This is a genomic window from Variovorax sp. J31P207, from assembly GCF_030316965.1.
Taxonomy (GTDB): Bacteria; Pseudomonadota; Gammaproteobacteria; order Burkholderiales; family Burkholderiaceae_C; genus Variovorax; species Variovorax ginsengisoli_B.
Genome location: NZ_JASZYN010000005.1, coordinates 1 through 19,359 on the forward strand (window position 1 = coordinate 1; position 19,359 = coordinate 19,359).

The 19,359-nt window shown below is 66.5% G+C and carries 18 protein-coding genes; 15 read left to right on the forward strand and 3 right to left on the reverse strand.

The features are described 5' to 3' along the window. On the reverse strand, window positions 1-558 hold a 558-nt coding region (gene pstS, locus QTI68_RS17840), incomplete at its 3' end, for a phosphate ABC transporter substrate-binding protein PstS (protein WP_286523214.1). A gap of 307 nt (window positions 559-865) precedes the next feature. On the opposite strand from pstS, the gene QTI68_RS17845 reads away from it, so the two are divergent. From QTI68_RS17845 to QTI68_RS17875, 7 genes are all read left to right on the forward strand, one after another. Then, window positions 866-1,270, forward strand: a complete 405-nt coding sequence (locus QTI68_RS17845; protein ID WP_286523215.1) for a hypothetical protein — start codon at window positions 866-868, stop codon at window positions 1,268-1,270. A gap of 188 nt (window positions 1,271-1,458) precedes the next feature. Further along, window positions 1,459-1,671 carry a hypothetical protein gene (locus QTI68_RS17850; RefSeq protein ID WP_286523217.1) on the forward strand — a complete coding sequence of 71 codons (213 nt, stop codon included), beginning with the start codon at window positions 1,459-1,461 and terminating at the stop codon, window positions 1,669-1,671. Between the two features lie 381 nt (window positions 1,672-2,052). Beyond that, window positions 2,053-2,925: a tol-pal system protein YbgF gene (gene ybgF, locus QTI68_RS17855; RefSeq protein WP_286523219.1), complete on the forward strand. Its 873-nt coding sequence runs from the start codon at window positions 2,053-2,055 to the stop codon at window positions 2,923-2,925. 154 nt (window positions 2,926-3,079) lie between these two features. Continuing rightward, a complete protein-coding gene (locus tag QTI68_RS17860; RefSeq protein ID WP_286523220.1) occupies window positions 3,080-4,402 on the forward strand; it encodes a C4-dicarboxylate transporter DctA in 1,323 nt (440 codons plus the stop codon). A gap of 7 nt (window positions 4,403-4,409) precedes the next feature. Further along, window positions 4,410-5,126, forward strand: a complete 717-nt coding sequence (locus QTI68_RS17865; protein ID WP_286523222.1) for a GntR family transcriptional regulator — start codon at window positions 4,410-4,412, stop codon at window positions 5,124-5,126. A 121-nt stretch (window positions 5,127-5,247) separates the two neighbouring features. Then, window positions 5,248-6,324, forward strand: a complete 1,077-nt coding sequence (locus QTI68_RS17870) for an AI-2E family transporter (protein ID WP_286523223.1) — start codon at window positions 5,248-5,250, stop codon at window positions 6,322-6,324. 15 nt (window positions 6,325-6,339) lie between these two features. Continuing rightward, the gene (locus QTI68_RS17875) at window positions 6,340-8,067 is read left to right on the forward strand and encodes a peptidoglycan D,D-transpeptidase FtsI family protein (protein ID WP_286523226.1); all 1,728 of its coding nucleotides are present in this window, start codon (window positions 6,340-6,342) and stop codon (window positions 8,065-8,067) included. Between the two features lie 162 nt (window positions 8,068-8,229). Here QTI68_RS17875 and QTI68_RS17880 read toward each other — a convergent pair whose 3' ends face one another. Beyond that, window positions 8,230-9,132: a LysR family transcriptional regulator gene (locus QTI68_RS17880; protein WP_286523227.1), complete on the reverse strand. Its 903-nt coding sequence runs from the start codon at window positions 9,130-9,132 to the stop codon at window positions 8,230-8,232. 110 nt (window positions 9,133-9,242) lie between these two features. On the opposite strand from QTI68_RS17880, the gene gcl reads away from it, so the two are divergent. From gcl to QTI68_RS17920, 8 genes are all read left to right on the forward strand, one after another. Further along, a complete protein-coding gene (gene gcl, locus QTI68_RS17885) occupies window positions 9,243-11,036 on the forward strand; it encodes a glyoxylate carboligase (protein WP_286523229.1) in 1,794 nt (597 codons plus the stop codon). A 137-nt stretch (window positions 11,037-11,173) separates the two neighbouring features. Then, window positions 11,174-11,953 (forward strand): hydroxypyruvate isomerase, encoded by a 780-nt coding sequence (hyi, locus tag QTI68_RS17890; protein WP_286523232.1) that lies wholly within the window; start codon window positions 11,174-11,176, stop codon window positions 11,951-11,953. A gap of 24 nt (window positions 11,954-11,977) precedes the next feature. Further along, complete coding sequence (locus tag QTI68_RS17895) at window positions 11,978-12,883, forward strand: 2-hydroxy-3-oxopropionate reductase (protein ID WP_286523233.1); 906 nt, start codon at window positions 11,978-11,980, stop codon at window positions 12,881-12,883. A 542-nt stretch (window positions 12,884-13,425) separates the two neighbouring features. Then, complete coding sequence (locus QTI68_RS17900) at window positions 13,426-15,726, forward strand: NADP-dependent malic enzyme (protein WP_286523234.1); 2,301 nt, start codon at window positions 13,426-13,428, stop codon at window positions 15,724-15,726. A gap of 193 nt (window positions 15,727-15,919) precedes the next feature. Then, on the forward strand, window positions 15,920-16,948 hold the full coding sequence (locus QTI68_RS17905) for an ABC transporter substrate-binding protein (protein WP_286523237.1): 1,029 nt from the start codon (window positions 15,920-15,922) through the stop codon (window positions 16,946-16,948). Beyond that, window positions 16,948-17,799, forward strand: coding sequence for an ABC transporter ATP-binding protein (locus tag QTI68_RS17910; RefSeq protein WP_286523238.1), 852 nt, complete (start codon window positions 16,948-16,950; stop codon window positions 17,797-17,799). Before QTI68_RS17905 ends, QTI68_RS17910 begins: the two co-directional genes overlap by 1 nt. Before the next feature lie 7 nt (window positions 17,800-17,806). After that, window positions 17,807-18,577: an ABC transporter permease gene (locus tag QTI68_RS17915; protein WP_286369269.1), complete on the forward strand. Its 771-nt coding sequence runs from the start codon at window positions 17,807-17,809 to the stop codon at window positions 18,575-18,577. A 42-nt stretch (window positions 18,578-18,619) separates the two neighbouring features. Then, window positions 18,620-18,934: an EthD family reductase gene (locus tag QTI68_RS17920; protein ID WP_286523240.1), complete on the forward strand. Its 315-nt coding sequence runs from the start codon at window positions 18,620-18,622 to the stop codon at window positions 18,932-18,934. A 7-nt stretch (window positions 18,935-18,941) separates the two neighbouring features. Here the strand turns inward: QTI68_RS17920 and QTI68_RS17925 are convergent, their stop codons facing one another. Then, a complete protein-coding gene (locus tag QTI68_RS17925; RefSeq protein WP_286523241.1) occupies window positions 18,942-19,340 on the reverse strand; it encodes an OsmC family protein in 399 nt (132 codons plus the stop codon). Between the last annotated feature and the right edge of the window lie 19 nt (window positions 19,341-19,359).

A 19,359-nucleotide genomic window follows, 5' to 3' on the forward strand; every position in this document is an offset into this window, starting at 1 on the left:
GCCGTCGCCGACCTTGGCCTTCCAGTCCGGGTTGACCTTGCTCAGGTAGTTGGTGAACAGGAAGGTGGTGCCCGAACCATCGGCGCGGCGCACCGGGGCGATCGTGGCGTCCGGCAGGTTCAGCGAGGGGTTCAGCGCCTTGATGGCGGCATCGTTCCACTTGGTGATCTTGCCCAGGTAGATGTCGCCCAGGACCGGGCCGCTCAGCTTCAGTTCGCCCGGCTTGATGCCCTGGATGTTGACCACCGGGATCACGCCGCCGATGACGGTCGGGAACTGCATCAGGCCCTTGGTCTTGAGTTCGTCGTCGGACAGCGGCATGTCGGAAGCGCCGAAGTCCACCGTCTTGGCATCGATCTGCTTGATGCCGGCGCCCGAGCCGACCGACTGGTAGTTGATCTTGGCGCCGGTGGCCTTGTTGAAATCGGCGGCCCACTTGGAATAGAGCGGCGCCGGGAAGCTGGCGCCGGCGCCGGTGGCTTCCTGGGCGGCAACCGGATTCAGAAGATTCGCTGCGGCGATCAGGCCAAGGGCCGCGAGTCTAGGTAGCGTGATCATGGGCACTCCCCTTCAGGTCGCAAGGATCTGCATGGGGCGGGTCGCCGGCATCGAGGACCCGCCCGGAATGGGCGGGCGCCGAAGCAACCTCTGCCAGCACCGGCCGACCGTCCCGCGCGAAGCAGCGTACGCCCGAATGATGAAGCTTTTGTGATGGTGCCCCGCAGCAGTAGGCGCACTCAGCCCAGAGGCTGGCCCGAACGCATCCGATGAAGTTGCTGTTGAGCCACAGAGCGTTCAATTTCGTGAACAAGTTGACGCGATAGGCTCTTTGAAGTATTGCGCAGCGCCGTCCCGAAGCCTAGTCTTGCGACTGAGCCTGTTGACGAAATTCCTTTACGCACGAACCGCTTACATCGGACTTTGCATGTTGGCCGCGATGCTGATCCTCCTGCTCCTTCTGGCGTGGGAGCTGCGCCTCCAGATCTGGTTGGCCAAAGCCGTGCGTATCAGGGCGAAACGTTCGGGATGGATCGTCATCGAGGTGCGGCGACGCGTTTCGATGCTTCGGCTGCCGCCGCATGTGTCGGAATTTCCGGTTCCACGCGAGGAACGCATCCAGGTCCATCGACTGCTCGGCATCGTGCTGTGGCACGAGGAAATGACCGTGGCGCTCCCTGATACCGCCTGCGAGCACCTCGCTGAAATCACTCCGCAGGATTTCGATCGTCAGTTTCCGATCTGGCTGCGTCTCGCCGGCAATCCGCGCTGAGCCTCGCGCTTCCGGACCGATGCCGGTCGCCTGCCTCCTGCTGCGTGCGACACCTCGGACGCGAGTTGACACACTTATGTCACAACCCCGTCCTGTCGACGGATATCCTGCTCTCCGAGCAAGTTCATGCTTGATTCAAGTTCTGTGCCCTGGCTGCCTGATTGACGTCCCCCTCCGAGGAGCGAAGCATGTCCCGCCACCTTCAATACTTGAACTGCCTTCGCGCCAAGCTGAAGGCCCGCTACGGTGACGACGACGACGCCGTGCGGGAGGTAGAGAGCGCAGTCAACGCCCTCGAGGAGGTCGAGGCCCGGTATCGGGCATCTCCAGCGCTTGATGCCATGCGCAGTGCAACAGAAATCGGTCGAGATTTCGCGGGCACTCGACCGCAGGGGTCCTGAGCGCGCCCGTTGCGGGCAACAACAACCTCAGCCGGCTCTCTTCTTTGGACGGCCTGCTGAGGGCTGTCTCGACATTTCGCTAACGCCCTCGGTGCGTGGGAATTTCATGCGATCCGGGCGCGCGGCTGCATGCGTAGGCGCTTGGCTTGGGCCGAGGGTCGTCCTGGGCCGATTCGGGCTGCCTGCTGAAGTGAGCGTCGAACACGATGACGAAGTTCGGGGCAAGGGTCTTCTCGCGAAACGCGAAGTCATGGCGAGAGCAGCGGTTTGTTCGCTGAGTAAACCTCTGCACGCCAAACCTGAAGAAATGGCGTCATGACCCTACTGTCCTAAGTCTGTTTCCTTCAGGATTTAATTGGCAACCGCCTTGGAGGAACGAGTATGTCTGGATCGAGCACGCCCAGCGCGCTCGGCATATCGAGCCGCTTCGCTGGGCTGGGCGCGGCCCCGCTGACTTTCTTGGGGGTGGTTTTCTGGGCTTTGTTGAGCGGCGACTTTCGCCGTCGGGTCGGTGCTGCATTGATGGGCGCGGGCGTGGCGTGCTCGACGGGCTGCACCATTGGGCATGGCCTGTATGCCCTTTCAGCCGCGAGCGCCATCGAGTTGCGTCAAAGGGTCTCCAGTTCCCAGCAGCGAGTCGCAGATGACCTGAGAAAAGCCAATGAGGACAATGTCCAGCTTCGTCGCAGCATGCTCGATCTTTCCAACCAGATGGAGGAGTTGCGCAACGAAGTGGCGAGTGTGCGCGGACAAAACGTGGAGCTGGCCCATGGCATGGCCGATATGCAGCGAAGCCAGACGGGCACGGAACAGAGCGCTGGCGAGCGCAATGTTGAGTCGACCATGGTCTCGGTGGATGGCCAGCGGTTTGTCGTCGGCCCAGCCGAGAAGCATGAGTTTGAAGCAGCGCTTGCCACTCTTCGCGAAGGCGACATCGCTCAAGCACAAGATGGCCTTGTGGCTTTCGTCAAGCACTATCCGCAAAGCAGATACAAGCCTTCTGCGCTGTTTTGGCTGGGTAGTGTCCAGTACGCCCTGCACAACTACTTGGATGCTGAAGTCAATTTCCGGGCGCTGGTGACGGCCGAGCCCAGTCATCTGCGTGCACCCGACGCGCTGTTGTCTGTGGCCGATTGCCAAGTAGAACTCATGAATGTCAAAGCGGCCCGCCGGACGCTTCAAGACGTCGTAGACGCGTATCCAGAATCCGAAGCGGCTGACGTGGCCGAGGAGCGCCTTGCCAAGCTCCAATGAGCCAGCACGTGCGGCTGATTGGGGACCTCGACGCAAGTATGAGGGGCCCGACCCACTCGGGAATACCCTCAAACACTCCTCTTCGAATCTTGCCTACATTGCTTGTATGCAAGACAACGTGCAGCTTGCATGCAAACCTTCATGGGGAATCTTCATGCCACGTTTCGCCAAATCGCTTTTCGGTCAGGTGGTCATCGCGCTGGTGCTCGGCGTCGTTGCGGGCCTGTTCTTCCCGGACTTCGCCGTCAAGCTCAAGCCTCTGGGCGACGGCTTCATCAAGCTGATCAAGATGATCATCCCGGTGCTGGTGTTCTGCGTCGTGGTGCACGGCATCTCGGGCGCCGGCGACCTCCGGCGCGTCGGCCGGGTCGGGGTCAAGGCGCTGGTCTACTTCGAGGTGCTGACCACCGTCGCCCTGGCGCTCGGGCTGGTGCTGGCCTTCGTCTTCAAGCCCGGCGTCGGCATGAACGTCGACCCGTCCAAGCTCGACCCGGCGGCCATGAGCGCCTATGCCTCGACCGCCGACAAGCTCACCAGCGGCGGCACGGTTGAGTTCCTGATGAAGCTGATCCCGACCACGGTGGTCAACGCCTTCGCGACCGGCGACGTGCTGCAGGTGCTGCTGTTCGCGGTGCTGTTCGGCTGCGCGCTGACCTTGCTCGGCGAACGCGGCCGCCCGGTGGCGCAGGTGGTCGATGCGCTCTCGCTGGTGCTGTTCAAGATCATGGGCATCATCATCAAGCTGGCGCCGCTGGGCGTACTGGGCGCCATCGCTTTCACGGTCGGGCAGTACGGCGTCGGCTCGCTCAAGCAGCTCGGCATGCTGGTGGCGCTGTTCTATGTCGCGGTGCTGTTCTTCGTCTTCGTGGTGCTCGGGCTGGTGATGCGCCTGTCGGGCTTCAGCCTGGTCAAGCTGCTGCGCTACCTGCGCGAAGAGCTCACCATCGTCTTCGCCACCACCTCCTCCGACAGCGTGCTGCCGCAGATCATGGCCAAGCTGCGCCACATGGGCATCCGCGACTCGACCGTGGGCCTGGTGATTCCGACCGGCTACTCGTTCAACCTCGACGCCTTCTCGATCTACATCACGCTGGCCGCGGTGTTCATCGCCCAGGCCACCAACACGCCGATCTCGATGGCCGACCTGCTGACCATCCTCGCGATCGCGCTGGTCACCTCCAAGGGTGCGCACGGCGTGCCGGGCTCGGCCATCGTGGTGCTGGCTGCCACCTTGCACGCGATCCCCGCGATCCCCGCCATCGGGCTGGTGCTGGTGCTGTCGGTCGACTGGTTCATGGGCATCGCCCGCGCACTCGGCAACCTGATCGGCAACTGCGTGGCCACCGTGGCGATCGCCGCCTGGGAGGGCGACATCGACCGCGAACGGGCCCATGCGGTGCTCAACGGCACCCACTCGCCCGAAGACGAACCCTTGGCCGATCCCGGCTCGCCGGCCGCCATCCCGGCCACCCATTGACCCGCCGATGACCGACGTCACGCCCACCCACATCGCCGAGCGCGTGGTCGAAGCCATCCTGGCGCAGAAGCTGGCGCCCGGGGAGCGGCTCGGCGAGCAGGCCCTGGCCGAGAACTTCGGCGTCAGCCGGACCATGGTGCGCGAGGCGCTGATGCAATTGCAGGCGCGCGGCTTCGTCGAGGTCCAGTCGCGGCGCGGCTGGTACGTGGTCGAACCCTCGGCCGACGAGGCACGCGACGCCTTCGCCGCCCGCCGCATCGTCGAAGCCGGCATCCTGGCCGAAGCCGGCCGGCCGCTCGCCAAGGTGATCCGCAAGCTGCGCGAGCACATCGCCGACGAGCAGCGCGCCATCGCCGGCGCCGACGCCGCCACCCGCGCCTTCCTGCTGGCTGACTTCCACGTCTGCCTGGCCGACCAGATGGGCCACCGCCTGCTGTGCGACGTGCTGCGCGACCTGACCGCACGCACCACCCTGGCGGCCACCCTCTTCCAGTCGCGGCACGAAGCGGCCGAGTCCTGCGCCGAGCACGCCGCGATCGTGGCCGCGCTGGAAGCCGGCGACACGCCCCACGCCCGGCAACTGATGCTCGACCACATCGGCAACGTCGAGCAGGCGCTGCAGGTCGAGGCGCCGCCGCAGCCCGACGCCGACGAACGCCTCCGCAGCACGCTCGCGCCACTGTCCTTGCCTGCAGGAGGCCGGCGCAGCCAGGCCCGTTGGTGAAACACCGCGGAACCGGCTTTGCCGGGCCGCTGGTGTTGCCCCCGGTAGGGGGTGGGCGCCCCGACACGAAGTGCGGGGCAACCTGGGGGCGAGCCACATTTCAGGCTAAAGTCGATCCGCCATGAATTCACCAGCGCTGCAGCGCGGCACCTTTCTCTTCCTGCTGGCGGTCGTGACGATCGCCTTCGGCTGGATCCTCTTCCCCTTCTTCGGTGCCGTGATGTGGGGCCTCGCCCTCGCGATCCTGTTCACCCCGATCTACCGGCGGCTGCTCAAGAAGATGGGCGGCCGGCGCAACCTGGCCGCCATCACGACGCTGCTGATGGCGATGGTGGTGGTGATCATCCCGCTGGTCGCGGTCAGCCTGTCGCTGGTCGAGGAGGTGTCGCTGCTGTCGCAGAAGATCCGCTCCGGCGACATCAGCTTCTCCAGCTACTTCCAGCAGGTGGTCAACGCGATCCCGAAATGGGCGCTGAGCCTGCTCGACCGCTTCGGCCTCGGCAACGTCGAGGGCCTGATCAAGCAGGTCTCGCAGGCGGCCGCCCGGGGCAGCCAGGCGATCGCCACGCATGCCGTGGCGATCGGCCAGAACACTTTCGAATTCCTCATCAGCTTCGGCATCATGCTGTACCTGCTGTTCTTCCTGCTGCGCGACGGCGCCGACCTGTCGAAGACGATCCGCGCGTCGCTGCCGCTGGCCAAGCCGCACACCCACTACCTGCTGAACAAGTTCACCACCGTGATCCGCGCCACCATCAAGGGCAACGTCGCGGTGGCGGCGGCGCAGGGCCTCATCGGCGGCGTGACCTTCTCGCTGATGGGCCTGCAGGGCTCGCTGCTCTGGGGTGCGCTGATGGCCTTCCTGTCGCTGCTGCCGGCGGTCGGCGCGGCGCTGATCTGGGGGCCGGTGGCGATCTACTTCCTGGCCGTCGGCGCCACGGCCAAGGCCCTCGGCCTGATCTTCGTCGGCGTCTTCGTGATCGGCCTGGTCGACAACATCCTGCGGCCCCTGCTGGTCGGCAAGGACACCCAGATGCCCGACTACGTGGTGCTGATGTCGACCATCGGCGGGATCGCGCTGTTCGGCATCAACGGCTTCGTGATCGGACCGGTGATCGCGGCGCTCTTCATGGCGGCCTGGGATCTGTTCGCCTCCTCGAACGAAGCCGACGACAACGCGCCGCCCCCATTGTCCTGACAGGGAACCCGAACCATGAATCGCAGCGGGCCCAGCCTGCGCTACGCCACCAGCCCCTTGCTGGCGAGCAAGACGCCGGCCTGGCGCAGCAAGTTCATCGTCGCCGGCATCGCGCTGGGCTTCGCCGTGCTGGCCGGCCGCGCGATCGACGTGCAGGTGATCGACAACGACTTCTTCCAGCACCAGGGCGAGGCGCGCTACGCCCGCACCCTCGAGCTGCCGGCCAGCCGCGGCCACATCCTCGACCGCAACGGGCTGATCCTGGCCTCCGACGTGCCGGCGCCCAGCATCTGGGCGATTCCGGAAGACGTCGACCAGGACGACCCGGCGCTGGCCCCCCGGCTGCGCAAGCTCGCCGAACTGCTCGGCATGCCGGTGGCCGAGGTCTCGCGCAAGCTCGGCGAGGACAAGAGCTTCGTCTGGCTCAAGCGCCAGGTCGACGACCGCGTCGCCAAGCAGATCGCGGCGCTCGACATCAAGGGCATCTACCAGCGCCGCGAGTACAAGCGCCAGTACCCCGAGGGCGAGGCGGCGGCGCACGTGGCCGGCTTCACCAACGTCGAGGACGTCGGCCAGGAAGGGATCGAGCTGGCCTTCGACAAGGAACTGTCGGGCAAGGCCGGCTCGCGCCGGGTGATCAAGAACCGGCTCGGCGCGGTCGTCGAGGACCTGGGCGAGCAGGTGCCGCCGGTCGACGGCCACGATGTCCAGCTGAGCCTGGACGACCGGGTGCAGGCCGTCGCCTACGAGACCCTGCGCGACGCCGTGGTCGCCAACAAGGCCAGGGCCGGCAGCGCGGTGGTGGTCGACGCCGCCACCGGCGAACTGCTGGCGATGGCCAACTACCCGAGCTTCGACCCGAACGACCGCCGCAAGATGACCGGCGAGCAGCTGCGCAACCGGGCCATGACCGACGTCTTCGAACCCGGCTCGACGATGAAGCCGATCACCGTGGCGACCGCGCTGCAGCTGGGCCGGATCACGCCGCAGACCGTGATCGACACCAATCCGGGCCGCATCACGGTGGCCGGCGCCACCATCCACGACGACGAGAACTTCGGCGTCCTGACCACCGAGACGGTGATCCAGAAATCGAGCAACGTGGGCGCCACCAAGATATCGCAGCGCATGACGCCCAAGGAGATGTGGGATTCCTACACCTCGCTCGGCTTCGGGCAGAAGCCGCAGACCCAGTTCCCGGGCGCCGTGACCGGCCGGCTGCGGCCCTGGAAGTCCTGGCGCCCGATCGAGCAGGCCACGATGTCGTACGGCTACGGCCTGTCGGCCTCGCTGTTCCAGATCGCCCATGCCTACACCGCGTTCGCCAACGGCGGCAAGGTGATTCCCATCACCATGCTCAAGACCCACGAGCCGCCGGTCGGCGTGCCGGTGTTCTCGGAGCTGGTCGCGGCCCAGGTCCGCAAGATGATGCACATGGCGGCCGCGCCCGGCGGCACCGCGCCGCTGGCGCAGACCGAAGGCTATTCGGTCGGCGGCAAGACCGGCACCGCCCACAAGCAGGTCGGCAAGGGCTATGCGAGCAACAAGTACCGCGCCTGGTACACCGGCATGTCGCCGATCGACAAGCCGCGCATCATCGTCGCGGTGATGATCGACGAGCCCAGTGCCGGCAAGTACTTCGGCGGCCTCGTGGCGGCGCCGGTGTTCAGCGCGGTGGTGCAGCAGACGCTGCGGATCCTCAACGTGCTGCCCGATCTTCCGGTGGCTTCGCAGGCGCATTGAGCGCGCCTTCGGGTTGGCTCACTTTTTACCCGCTCTTCCATCGGCCGGCGCAGCCAGGCCTGTTGGTGAAACACCGCGGAACTGGCTTCGCCAGGCCGCTGGTGTTGCCCCCGGCAGGGGGTGGGCGCCCGGACACGAAGTGCCGGGCAACCTGGGGGCGAGCTAAATATTCCACCAGCGGTCGCCGAAGCGGCCCTGCAGGAAGGCGACGAAGCTCGACACCTTGCCCGGCACCAGCTTGGGCGAGGGGAACACGGCGTGGATCTCCTGCTCGGCCAGCCCATGGTCGGCCAGCACTTCGCTCACCTGCCCCGACGCCAGCGAATCGCTCGCCACGTAGCGCGGCATCAGCGCGATGCCGAGGCCGGCCCGCGCGGCGGCCAGCACGGCCGAGACGTTGTTCGAGCGCAGTCGGCCCGACACCGGCACCGTGACCGGCTCGCCCTTGGGCGTGTGCAGGTGCCAGACGTCGTCGCCGACCACGCTGCTGTAGATCAGCGCCACGTGGGCGCTCAGGTCCTGGGCCTTCTTCGGCGTTCCGTGGGCCCGGAGATAGGCCGGCGCCGCCACCATCACCCATGGATTCATGCCGAGGAAACGCGCGCCCAGCGAGGAATCGGCCAGCTTGCCCATGCGGATCGCAACGTCGATGCCCTGCGCCACCAGGTCGACATAGCGGTCCTCGAAGCTCAGGTCGACCTGCACCTGCGGGTGCCGGGCCATGAATTCGAGCGCCAGCGGCACCACCACCCGGCGGCCAAAGGCGGTCGAGGTGCCGATCCGCAGCAGGCCCTGCGCCTGCGACTGGCGCAGCTTGACGATGCTCTCGGCCTCCTCGGCCTCGCGCACGATCGACTTGCACTTCTCGTAATAGAGCGCACCCGCTTCGGTCAGGCTGACGCCGCGGGTGTTGCGGTTCAGGAGCCGGGCCCCGAGACGGGCCTCGGTGGCCGCGACCTGCTTGGTCACGGTGGGCTGGGTGGTGTTGAACTCGCGCGCCGCCTTGGAGAAGCTGCCGGTCTCCACCACGCGCACGAACATCTCCATCGCCAGCAATCGGTCCATCCCCGGATGGTAGCCAGTTATTCCACCCAGGAATAGGCTTTATGGCCGCGGGCCGTCTTCTGCAAACCGGCCCGAATTCCTACAGTCGAGTCCAACCCAAGGAGACTCGCATGGCAAAGATGACCGCGGCCCAGGCCGCCGTGCTCGTGATGGAAAAGGAAGGCGTGACCCAGGCCTTCGGCGTTCCCGGCGCCGCCATCAATCCGCTGTATTCCGCCTTGCGCAAGCAGGGCAGCATCGCCCACATCCTCGCGCGCCACGTCGAGGGCGCCTCGCACATGGCCGAGGGCTACACCCGCGCGGTGGCCGGCAACATCGGCGTGTGCATCGGCACCTCGGGGCCGGCCGGCACCGACATGATCACGGGCCTCTACTCGGCCTGGGCCGATTCGATCCCGATCCTGTGCATCACCGGCCAGGCGCCGCGCGCCCGGCTCTACAAGGAAGACTTCCAGGCGGTCGACATCGAGTCGATCTCCAAGCCGGTCACCAAGTGGTCGGTCACGGTGCGCGAGCCGGGCCAGGTGCCGCAGGTGTTCCAGCAGGCCTTCCACCTGATGCGCTCGGGCCGCCCCGGCCCGGTGCTGATCGACCTGCCCTTCGACGTCCAGATGGCGCAGATCGAGTTCGACATCGACAGCTACGAGCCACTCACGCCCTACAAGCCGGCTGCCACGCGGGCCCAGGTCGAGAAGGCGCTGGCGATGCTGAATGCCGCCGAACGGCCCTTGATCGTCGCCGGCGGCGGCGTCATCAACGCCGACGCCAGCGACCTGCTGGTGCGCTTCGCCGAAGCCACGGGCGTGCCGGTGATCCCGACCCTGATGGCCTGGGGCGCGATCCCCGACGACCACCCCCTGATGGCCGGCATGTGCGGCCTGCAGACCAGCCATCGCTACGGCAACGCGACCATGCTGGCGTCGGACTTCGTGCTCGGCATCGGCAACCGCTGGGCCAACCGCCATACCGGCTCGGTCGAGGTCTACACCAAGGGCCGCACCTTCGTGCACGTCGACATCGAGCCGACGCAGATCGGCCGCGTCTTCACGCCCGACTTCGGCATCGTGTCGGACGCCAGGGCGGCGCTCGAACTCTTCGTGCAGGTGGCCGAGGAGATGAAGGCGAAGGGCCAGCTGCGCGACCGCGGCGAATGGGCCGGCGAGTGCCGCGGACGCAAGAAGACGCTGCTGCGCAAGACCAACTTCGCCGACGTGCCGATGAAGCCGCAGCGCGTGTACCAGTGCATGAACAACAACTTCAGCCACGACACCTGCTACGTGAGCACCATCGGCCTGTCGCAGATCGCGGCGGCGCAATTTCTGCACGTGTACAACCCGCGCCACTGGATCAATTGCGGCCAGGCCGGCCCGCTGGGCTGGACCATTCCGGCGGCGCTGGGCGTTCGCGCGGCCGACCCGACCCGCAAGATCGTCGCGCTCTCGGGCGACTACGACTTCCAGTTCATGATCGAGGAGCTGGCCGTGGGCGCGCAGTTCAAGCTGCCCTACATCCACATCGTGGTCAACAACTCCTACCTCGGGCTGATCCGCCAGTCGCAGCGCGGCTTCGAGATGGACTACTGCGTGCAGCTCGGCTTCGACAACATCAACGCGGCCGAGGACGCCGGCGTCGAGCGCAGCTATGGCGTCGACCACATGAAGGTGGTCGAGGGCCTGGGCTGCAAGGCGATCCGGGTCTACAAGCAGGAAGAGATGACACCGGCGATCCAGCGCGCCGAGGCGTTGATGGCCGAGTTCGGCGTGCCGGTGGTGATCGAGGTGATGCTCGAGCGCGTGACCAACATCGCGATGGGCACCGAGATCGATGCCATCAACGAATTCGAGGCGCTGGCCGAAAGCGCCGAGGACGCACCGACGGCGATCGCGGCCGCGATGTTGGACTGAGACTTTGCGGGACAGACCAAGAAACTGCGCAGCAGTTTTTGCTCTGTCCTCGACTTGCTGAGACTTTGCGGGACAGACCAACAAACTGCGCAGCAGTTTTTGCTCTGTCCTCAACTGACTAAAGAGGAGACAAACACATGCCCAAATTCGCAGCCAACCTCACGATGCTGTTCACCGAGCTGCCCTTCATGCAGCGCTTCGAGGCCGCCGCCAAGGCCGGCTTCAAGGCCGTCGAGTACCTGTTCCCCTACGCCTACGAAAAGAAGGAGCTGGCGGCCGCCCTGCGCGACAACGGCCTGGCGCAGGTGCTGCACAACCTGCCGGCCGGCAACTGGGATGCGGGCGAGCGCGGCATCGGTTGCCATCCGGATCGCGTGGGCGAGTTCCGCGAAGGCGTGGCGCGTGCGATCGACTACGCAACGGCGCTGGGATGCCCGCAGGTCAACTGCCTGCTCGGCAAGCTGCCCGAAGGGGTGACGCATGCGGACGCGCGCAAGGTGGTGGTCGACAACCTGCGCTTCGCATCGAAGGAGTTGCTGGGCGCCGGCATCCGGCTGCTGATCGAGCCGATCAACACCTTCGACATCCCCGGCTTCTACCTGAACCGCACCGACCAGGCGCTGGCGCTGATCGACGAGGTCGGCTCGCCCAACCTGCGGGTGCAGTACGACATCTACCACGCGCAGCGCATGGAGGGCGAACTGGGCAACACGCTGGCCCGGAACATCGCCCGGATCGGCCACATCCAGCTGGCCGACAACCCGGGGCGGGGCGAACCGGGCACGGGCGAGATCAACTACCCGTGGCTGTTCAGGCACATCGATTCGCTGGGCTATGCCGGGTGGATCGGATGCGAATACAAGCCGCGCGGCACGACGCTCGACGGCCTCGGATGGCGCACGGCGCTGACCCAATAACCAAAGACAAGGACCTCTCGCGACATGACGCAAACGAACGCACAAAAAATCGGCTTCATCGGCCTCGGCATCATGGGTGCGCCGATGGCGGGCCACCTGCTCGACGCCGGCCATGAGCTCTTCGTGAACACGCACGGCGATGTGCCGCAGCCGTTCGCCTCGCGGGCCAAGGTCTGCGTGTCGGCCACCGAGGTGGCGCGGCAAGCGGACATCGTCTTCATCATGGTGCCGGACACGCCGGACGTCGAGAAGGTGCTGTTCGGCGAAGGCGGCGTGGCCGCAGGCTTGTCCAAGGGCAAGGTGGTGGTCGATTGCAGCTCGATCGATCCGATCGCGACCAAGGACTTCGCGCAGCGGATCATCGGTCTGGGCTGCGGCTACATCGATGCGCCAGTCTCGGGCGGCGAGGTGGGCGCGAAGGCGGCGAGCCTCACGATCATGTGCGGCGGCGACGAAGGCACATTCGGGCGCGTGCGGCCCTTGCTCGAGAAGATGGGCAAGAACATCACGCTGGTCGGCAACGTCGGCGACGGGCAGGTCTGCAAGGTGGCCAACCAGATCATCGTGGCGCTCAACATCGCGGCGGTCGGCGAGGCGCTGGTGTTCGCCTCCAAGGCCGGCGCGGATCCGGCGAAGGTGCGGCAGGCATTGATGGGCGGCTTCGCGTCGTCGCGCATCCTGGAGGTGCACGGCGAGCGCATGATCAAGCGCACCTTCGCCCCGGGGTTCCGCATCGCCTTGCACCAGAAGGATCTGAACCTGGCGCTGCAAGGGGCGCGTGCGCTGGGGGTGGCGCTGCCGCAGACTGCGAGTGCGGCGCAATTGATGAACGCATGCTCGGCGCTGGGGTACGGGCAGGAAGACCATTCGGCATTGGTGCGTGCCTTGGAGGCGATGGCGCAGCATCCTGTTGCGCCTGACGCTGGTTGACAGACAGGGGCGGCGGCGTGTTCGGGGCGGCGATGGCGGGCGGTATGCACTGGACCGGCCGACGTCACCGGCCCTTCGGGCTTCCCTGCGCTGCTCGCGGTACGCGGGGTCCGCGCAAACTCGCTCCGCTGCTCGGCGGTGCCTCAACGGCCGGCCCAGTGCATACCGCCCACCACCGCTGATACGTCGGGGTTGCATCGGCGTTGGAGACGCCGGGATGGCTTGATCACCCCCAAGCCCGGCAAGCGGTGCGGGACGGGCGATCCCCTCTGCGCCGCTGAGGAGCGCAGCTTCAGGCGGATAAGGGCCGCGCGTGTTTGAGCGAAGCGAGTTTCGCGTGGACCCCGCCTGGAGCGAGCACCGCAAGGCAGCCCGAAGGGCCGGCGCAGTGGGGTCGACCGGCCCGCACCGCTTGCCGGGCCTCCCCCAGCGCACGCCCCTCCAACACCCCCCACGCTTTCCCGAACCCGCCCACCAAACCACCTCCGAGAGCGAACTTTGGGGTAGCCTCTACCCTGAGCCAAGACAGCAAGGAGACACCGATGGCAAACACCCTCTCCCCCGCCGAAGAAGCATTGCGAGATGCCGCGCGGGAATATCACCGATCACCCGTCAAGGGCAAGATATCGATCTCGCCGACCAAGCCGCTGCTGAACCAGCGCGACCTGTCGTTGGCCTATTCGCCCGGCGTGGCCTATCCTTGTCTGGACATCGAGGCCGACCCCTCGCTGGCGGCGGAGTACACCTCGCGCGGCAACCTGGTGGGCGTGGTCACCAACGGCACCGCCGTGCTCGGCCTGGGCAACATCGGCCCGCTGGCCAGCAAGCCGGTGATGGAGGGCAAGGGCTGCCTGTTCAAGAAGTTCGCCGGCATCGATGTCTTCGACATCGAACTGGCCGAGAACGACCCCGACAAGCTGGTCGAGATCATCGCGGCGCTCGAGCCGACGCTGGGCGGCATCAACCTCGAGGACATCAAGGCACCCGAGTGCTTCTACATCGAGAAGAAGCTGCGCGAGCGCATGAACATCCCGGTGTTCCACGACGACCAGCACGGCACCGCGATCATCTCGGCGGCCGCGCTGCTCAACGGCCTGGAACTCGTCGGCAAGAAGATCGAGGACGTCAAGATCGCCGTCTCGGGTGCCGGCGCCGCCGCCATCGCCTGCCTCGATGTGATGGTCGGCCTGGGCGCCAAGCCGGCCAACATCCACGCGGTCGACTCCAAGGGCCTGATCTACATCGGCCGGCCCGGCGGCTTCGACGACTCCAAGACCCGCTACGCCCAGAAGGACACCGGCGACCGCACCCTGGCCGACGTCATGAAGAACGCCGACGTCTTCCTCGGCTGCTCGGCGCCCGGCGTGGTCGACCAGGAGATGGTCAAGAGCATGGGCAGCCAGCCGATCATCCTGGCGCTGGCCAACCCCGAGCCCGAGATCCGGCCCGAACTGGCCAAGGCCGTGCGCCCCGACTGCATCATCGCCACCGGCCGCTCGGACTATCCGAACCAGGTCAACAACGTGCTGTGCTTCCCCTACATCTTCCGCGGCGCACTCGATTGCGGCGCCAGCAAGATCACCGAGGAAATGAAGCTGGCCTGCGTGCGCGAGATCGCCGACCTCACCAAGGCCGACATCAGCGAGGAAGTGGCCACCGCCTACGCCGGCCAGGAACTCGCGTTCGGGCCCGACTACATCATCCCCAAGCCTTTCGACTCGCGGCTGATCCTGCGCATCGCGCCCGCGGTCGCCAAGGCGGCGCAGGCCTCGGGCGTGGCGACGCGGCCGATCGAAGACCTCGACACCTACCGCCAGCACCTGACCCGCTTCGTCTACCAGACCGGCATGTTCATGCGGCCGGTGTTCAGCGCCGCCAAGGTGGCGAGCCACAAGCGCGTGGCCTACGCCGAAGGCGAGGACGACCGCGTGCTGCGCGCCGCCCAGCTGGCGGTCGACGAGGGGCTGGCCAAGCCGATCCTGATTGGGCGCCCGGCGGTCATCGAGGCCCGCATCAAGAAGGCCGGCCTGCACATCACGGTGGGCAAGGACGTCGAGTGCGTCGACCCCGAGGACGATCCGCGCTTTCGCACCTACTGGGAGACCTACCACCAGATCATGGGCCGGCGCGGCATCACGCCCGAGGCCTCGAAGGCCATGGTGCGGCGCTCCAACACCACCATCGCCTCGCTGATGCTGCACCTGGGGGACGCCGATGCGATGCTGTGCGGCCTGGTCGGACGCTTCGACAGCCACCTGAAGATCCTGAACCAGGTGCTGGGCCTGAAGCGCGGCGCGCCGGGCTTCGCGACGCTCAACGCGCTGACGCTCGAGAAGTACACCCTCTTCATCGCCGACACCAACGTCCATGAAGACCCGAGCGCCGAGACCCTGGCCAACATCGCCATGATGGCCGCCGACGAGGTGCGCCGCTTCGGCCTGCCGCCCAAGGTCGCGTTCCTGTCGCATTCCAACTTCGGCTCTTCGGAACGCGCGTCGGCGCGCAAGATGCGACTCGCACGCGACCTGTTCGCCAAGATGGCGCCCGACATCGAATGCGACGGCGAGATGCACGGCGACGCCGCCCTGTCCGAAGACGTGCGGCGCAAGGCGCTGCCCGAGACCCAGCTCACGGGCGAGGCCAACCTGCTGATCTGCCCGAACCTCGACGCCGCGAACATCCTCTTCAACGTGCTCAAGATGACCGGCGGCAACGGCGTGACCGTCGGCCCGATCCTGATGGGCGCGCAGGGCTCGGCCCACATCCTGACGCCGTCGTCGACGGTGCGCCGGGTGGTCAACATGACCGCGCTGGCGGTGGCCGACGCCAACTCGACGCGCTGATCTCCGCACCAATCTGGACGCCCCGCCGCGGTGCACGCGGCGGGGCGTTTTTTCGTGCGTTCTCCTCTGGCGGGTGGAAACCCGCGGTTACCGCATGCACCCGCATGGAGACATCGAGAGGGTTCGCACCAAGTGCGTGCCGGCACCGTTTTTGCTTGAATCCCGTGCATCCACCCTTTCATGGAATTCCTGAATGAACAAGCGCCATCTGCTCCAGACCTTCCTCGCCGCCTCCGCCCTCAGCTTCGGGCTGGGCACTGCGCATGCGCAGACGACGCCGATCAAGTTCCAGCTGGACTGGCGCTTCGAGGGACCCGGGGCCTTCTTCACGCACCCGGCCGCCAAGGGCTACTTCAAGGCCAGCGGGCTCGACGTCACGGTCGACGCCGGCAACGGCTCGGGCGGCGCGGTCACGCGGGTGGCCTCGGGCGCGTACGACATGGGCTTCGCCGACCTGGCGGCGCTGATGGAGTTCCACGCCAACAACCCCGACAGCCCGAACAAGCCGGTGGCGGTGATGATGGTCTACAACAACACGCCGGCGTCGGTCATGGCGCTCAAGAAGAGCGGCATCACGAAGCCCACCGACCTGACGGGCAAGAAGCTCGGCGCCCCGGTGTTCGATGCCGGCCGCCGCGCCTTCCCGATCTTCGCCAAGGCCAACAACATCGGCGCGGTGAACTGGACCGCGATGGACCCGACCCTGCGCGAAACCATGCTGCTGCGCGGCGACATCGACGCCATCACGGGCTTCACCTTCACCTCGCTGCTCAACCTCGAGGCGCGCGGCGCCAAGGCGGCCGACATCGTGATCCTGCCCTACCCCGACTTCGGCGTGAAGCTCTACGGCAACGCGATCATCGCCTCGCCGAAGCTCATCAAGGAGAACCCGGCGGCCGTCAAGGCTTTCCTCTCGGCTTTCACCAAGGGCGCCAAGGACGTGATCGCCAACCCGGCGGTCGCGATCGAATCGATCAAGGCGCGTGACGGCATCGTCAACAGCGAGCTCGAGACGCGCCGCCTCAAGCTCGCGATCGACACCGTGGTCAACACGCCCGACGCCCGCGCCGAGGGCTTCGGGCAGGTCAACGCCGGCCGGCTGTCGCTGATGGCCTCGCAGGTGTCGGACGCCTTCGGGACCAAGACCCGCGTGAACCCCGATGCGGTGTGGAACGGTTCGCTGCTGCCGCCCGCCGCAGAACTGAACATCCTCCGCAAGTGATGGCGGAGAACGCCAACGCGCCCTTCGTCGATTTCCAGGACGTCTGGCTCGCCTACAACGAGGAACTGCTGCGGGCCAACCACTTCGCGGTCGAGGCGATCGACCTGAAGGTCCAGCGCGGCGAGTTCATCGCCATCGTCGGGCCCTCGGGCTGCGGCAAGTCGACCTTCATGAAGCTCACGACCGGGCTCCGGATGCCCTCGATGGGCAAGATCCGGATCGACGGCGAAGCCGTGACCGGGCCGCTGAAGATCTCGGGCATGGCCTTCCAGGCGCCGTCGCTGCTGCCCTGGCGCACCACAGTCGACAACGTGCTGCTGCCGCTGGAGATCGTCGAGCCCTACCGCTCGACCTTCAAGGCGAAGCGCCGCGAATACGTCGAGCGGGCCCGCAGGCTGCTGCAGAAGGTCGGCCTGGGCGGCTACGAGGACAAGTTCCCGTGGCAGCTCTCGGGCGGCATGCAGCAGCGCGCGAGCATCTGCCGGGCGCTGATCCACGAGCCCAAGATGCTGCTGCTCGACGAGCCCTTCGGCGCGCTCGACGCCTTCACGCGCGAAGAGCTCTGGTGCATCCTGCGCGACCTCTGGACCGAGCAGCAGTTCAACGTGATCCTGGTCACGCACGACCTGCGCGAGTCGGTGTTCCTGGCCGACACCGTCTACGTCATGAGCAAGAGCCCGGGCCGCTTCGTGGTCAAGCGCGAGATCGACCTGCCGCGCCCGCGCGAGCTGGAGTTGACCTACACCAAGGAGTTCACCGACATCGTGCTCGAACTGCGCGGCCACATCGGCGCCATTCGGAGCAACGCGATCGCCGATGCCGCCAAGGCGCCGGCGGCGATCCCGCAGTAAGCCATCCATGAAGAACAACAAGCAAATCGAACGCTGGTCGCCCTGGCTGCTGCTGGTCGCGGTCATCGTGCTGTGGCAGATCATCTGCTCGGGCTTCGGCGTCTCGGAGTTCATCTTCCCGAGCCCCTGGCGCATCTGGACCCAGTTCTGGGAGTTCAAGGAAATCATCGCCGGCCACGCCTGGCGCACCTTCTGGGTCACGATGGCGGGCTTCGGCCTGGCGATCGTGGTGGGCGTGCTGCTGGGCTTCGTGATCGGCAGTTCGCGGCTGGCCTACGCGGCGATGTACCCGCTGATGACCGCCTTCAATGCGCTGCCGAAGGCGGCTTTCGTGCCGATCCTGGTGGTCTGGTTCGGCATCGGCGTCGGGCCGGCGATCCTCACGGCCTTCCTGATCAGCTTCTTCCCGATCATGGTCAACATCGCGACCGGCCTGGCAACCTTGGAGCCCGAGCTCGAGGACGTGCTGCGGGTGCTCGGCGCCAAGCGCTGGGACGTCCTCATGAAGATCGGCTTCCCGCGCTCGATGCCCTACTTCTTCGCCTCGCTCAAGGTGGCGATCACGCTGGCCTTCGTCGGCACCACGGTGTCGGAGATGACCGCCGCCAACGAGGGCATCGGCTACCTGCTGATCTCGGCCGGCTCGTCGATGCAGATGGGCCTGGCCTTCGCCGGCCTGATGGTGGTGGGCGCGATGGCGATGGGCATGTACGAACTTTTCAGCGCGGTCGAGAAGCACACGACGGGCTGGGCGCATCGGGGTTCGCAGGGGGAGTGAAAGCGCCTATCCTTGCGGGTTCTTTTTCAGGAGACGAACCCCATGATCAAGGTCAGCGTGATGTACCCCCACACCCCCGGCGCGCGGTTCGACCACGCCTACTACCGCGACAAGCACATGCCGCTGCTCGCGAACCGGATGGGCGACGCCTGCAAGTCCTACACGATCGACAAGGGGCTGGCCGGCGGCGGGCCCGGCGAGCCGCCCACCTACGTCGGCATGTGCCACGTCTTCGCCGACTCGGTGGAATCTTTCCAGGCCGCCTTCGGCCCGCATGCGAAGGAGATCCTGGCGGACATCGCCAACTACACCGACATCAAGCCGGTGATGCAGATCAGCGAAGTGGTGGTGGGCTGAGGCCTGCTCACACGAGCCGGGTCTCGATCTCGGTCTTGACCTCGGTCATCAGGCGGTGCACCGGGCACTTGCCCGCCACCCGCAGCAGCTCGGCGCGTTGCGCCTCGGTCAGCGCACCCGTGACCCGCAGCGTGCTGTCGAGGCGGTACACGCCGTGGCGCTCCTCGCTGTCGTCGCGGTCGACCGCGACCTCGATCTCCTCGATCGGCATGCCCTTGCGCCGCGCATAGATCAGCACGGTCAAGGCCTTGCAGGCCGCCAGCGAGGCGTCGTAGAGATCGTGCGGCGACGGGCCGGCATCGGTGCCGCCGCCGTCGGGCGAGGCGTCGACCGGGATTTCGTGGGCGCGGATCTTGAGGATGTGGCGGGTGCCTGTGACGCCGTCGCGCCGGACCGTGAGGGTCATTCGAATTGCTCCTGATTGA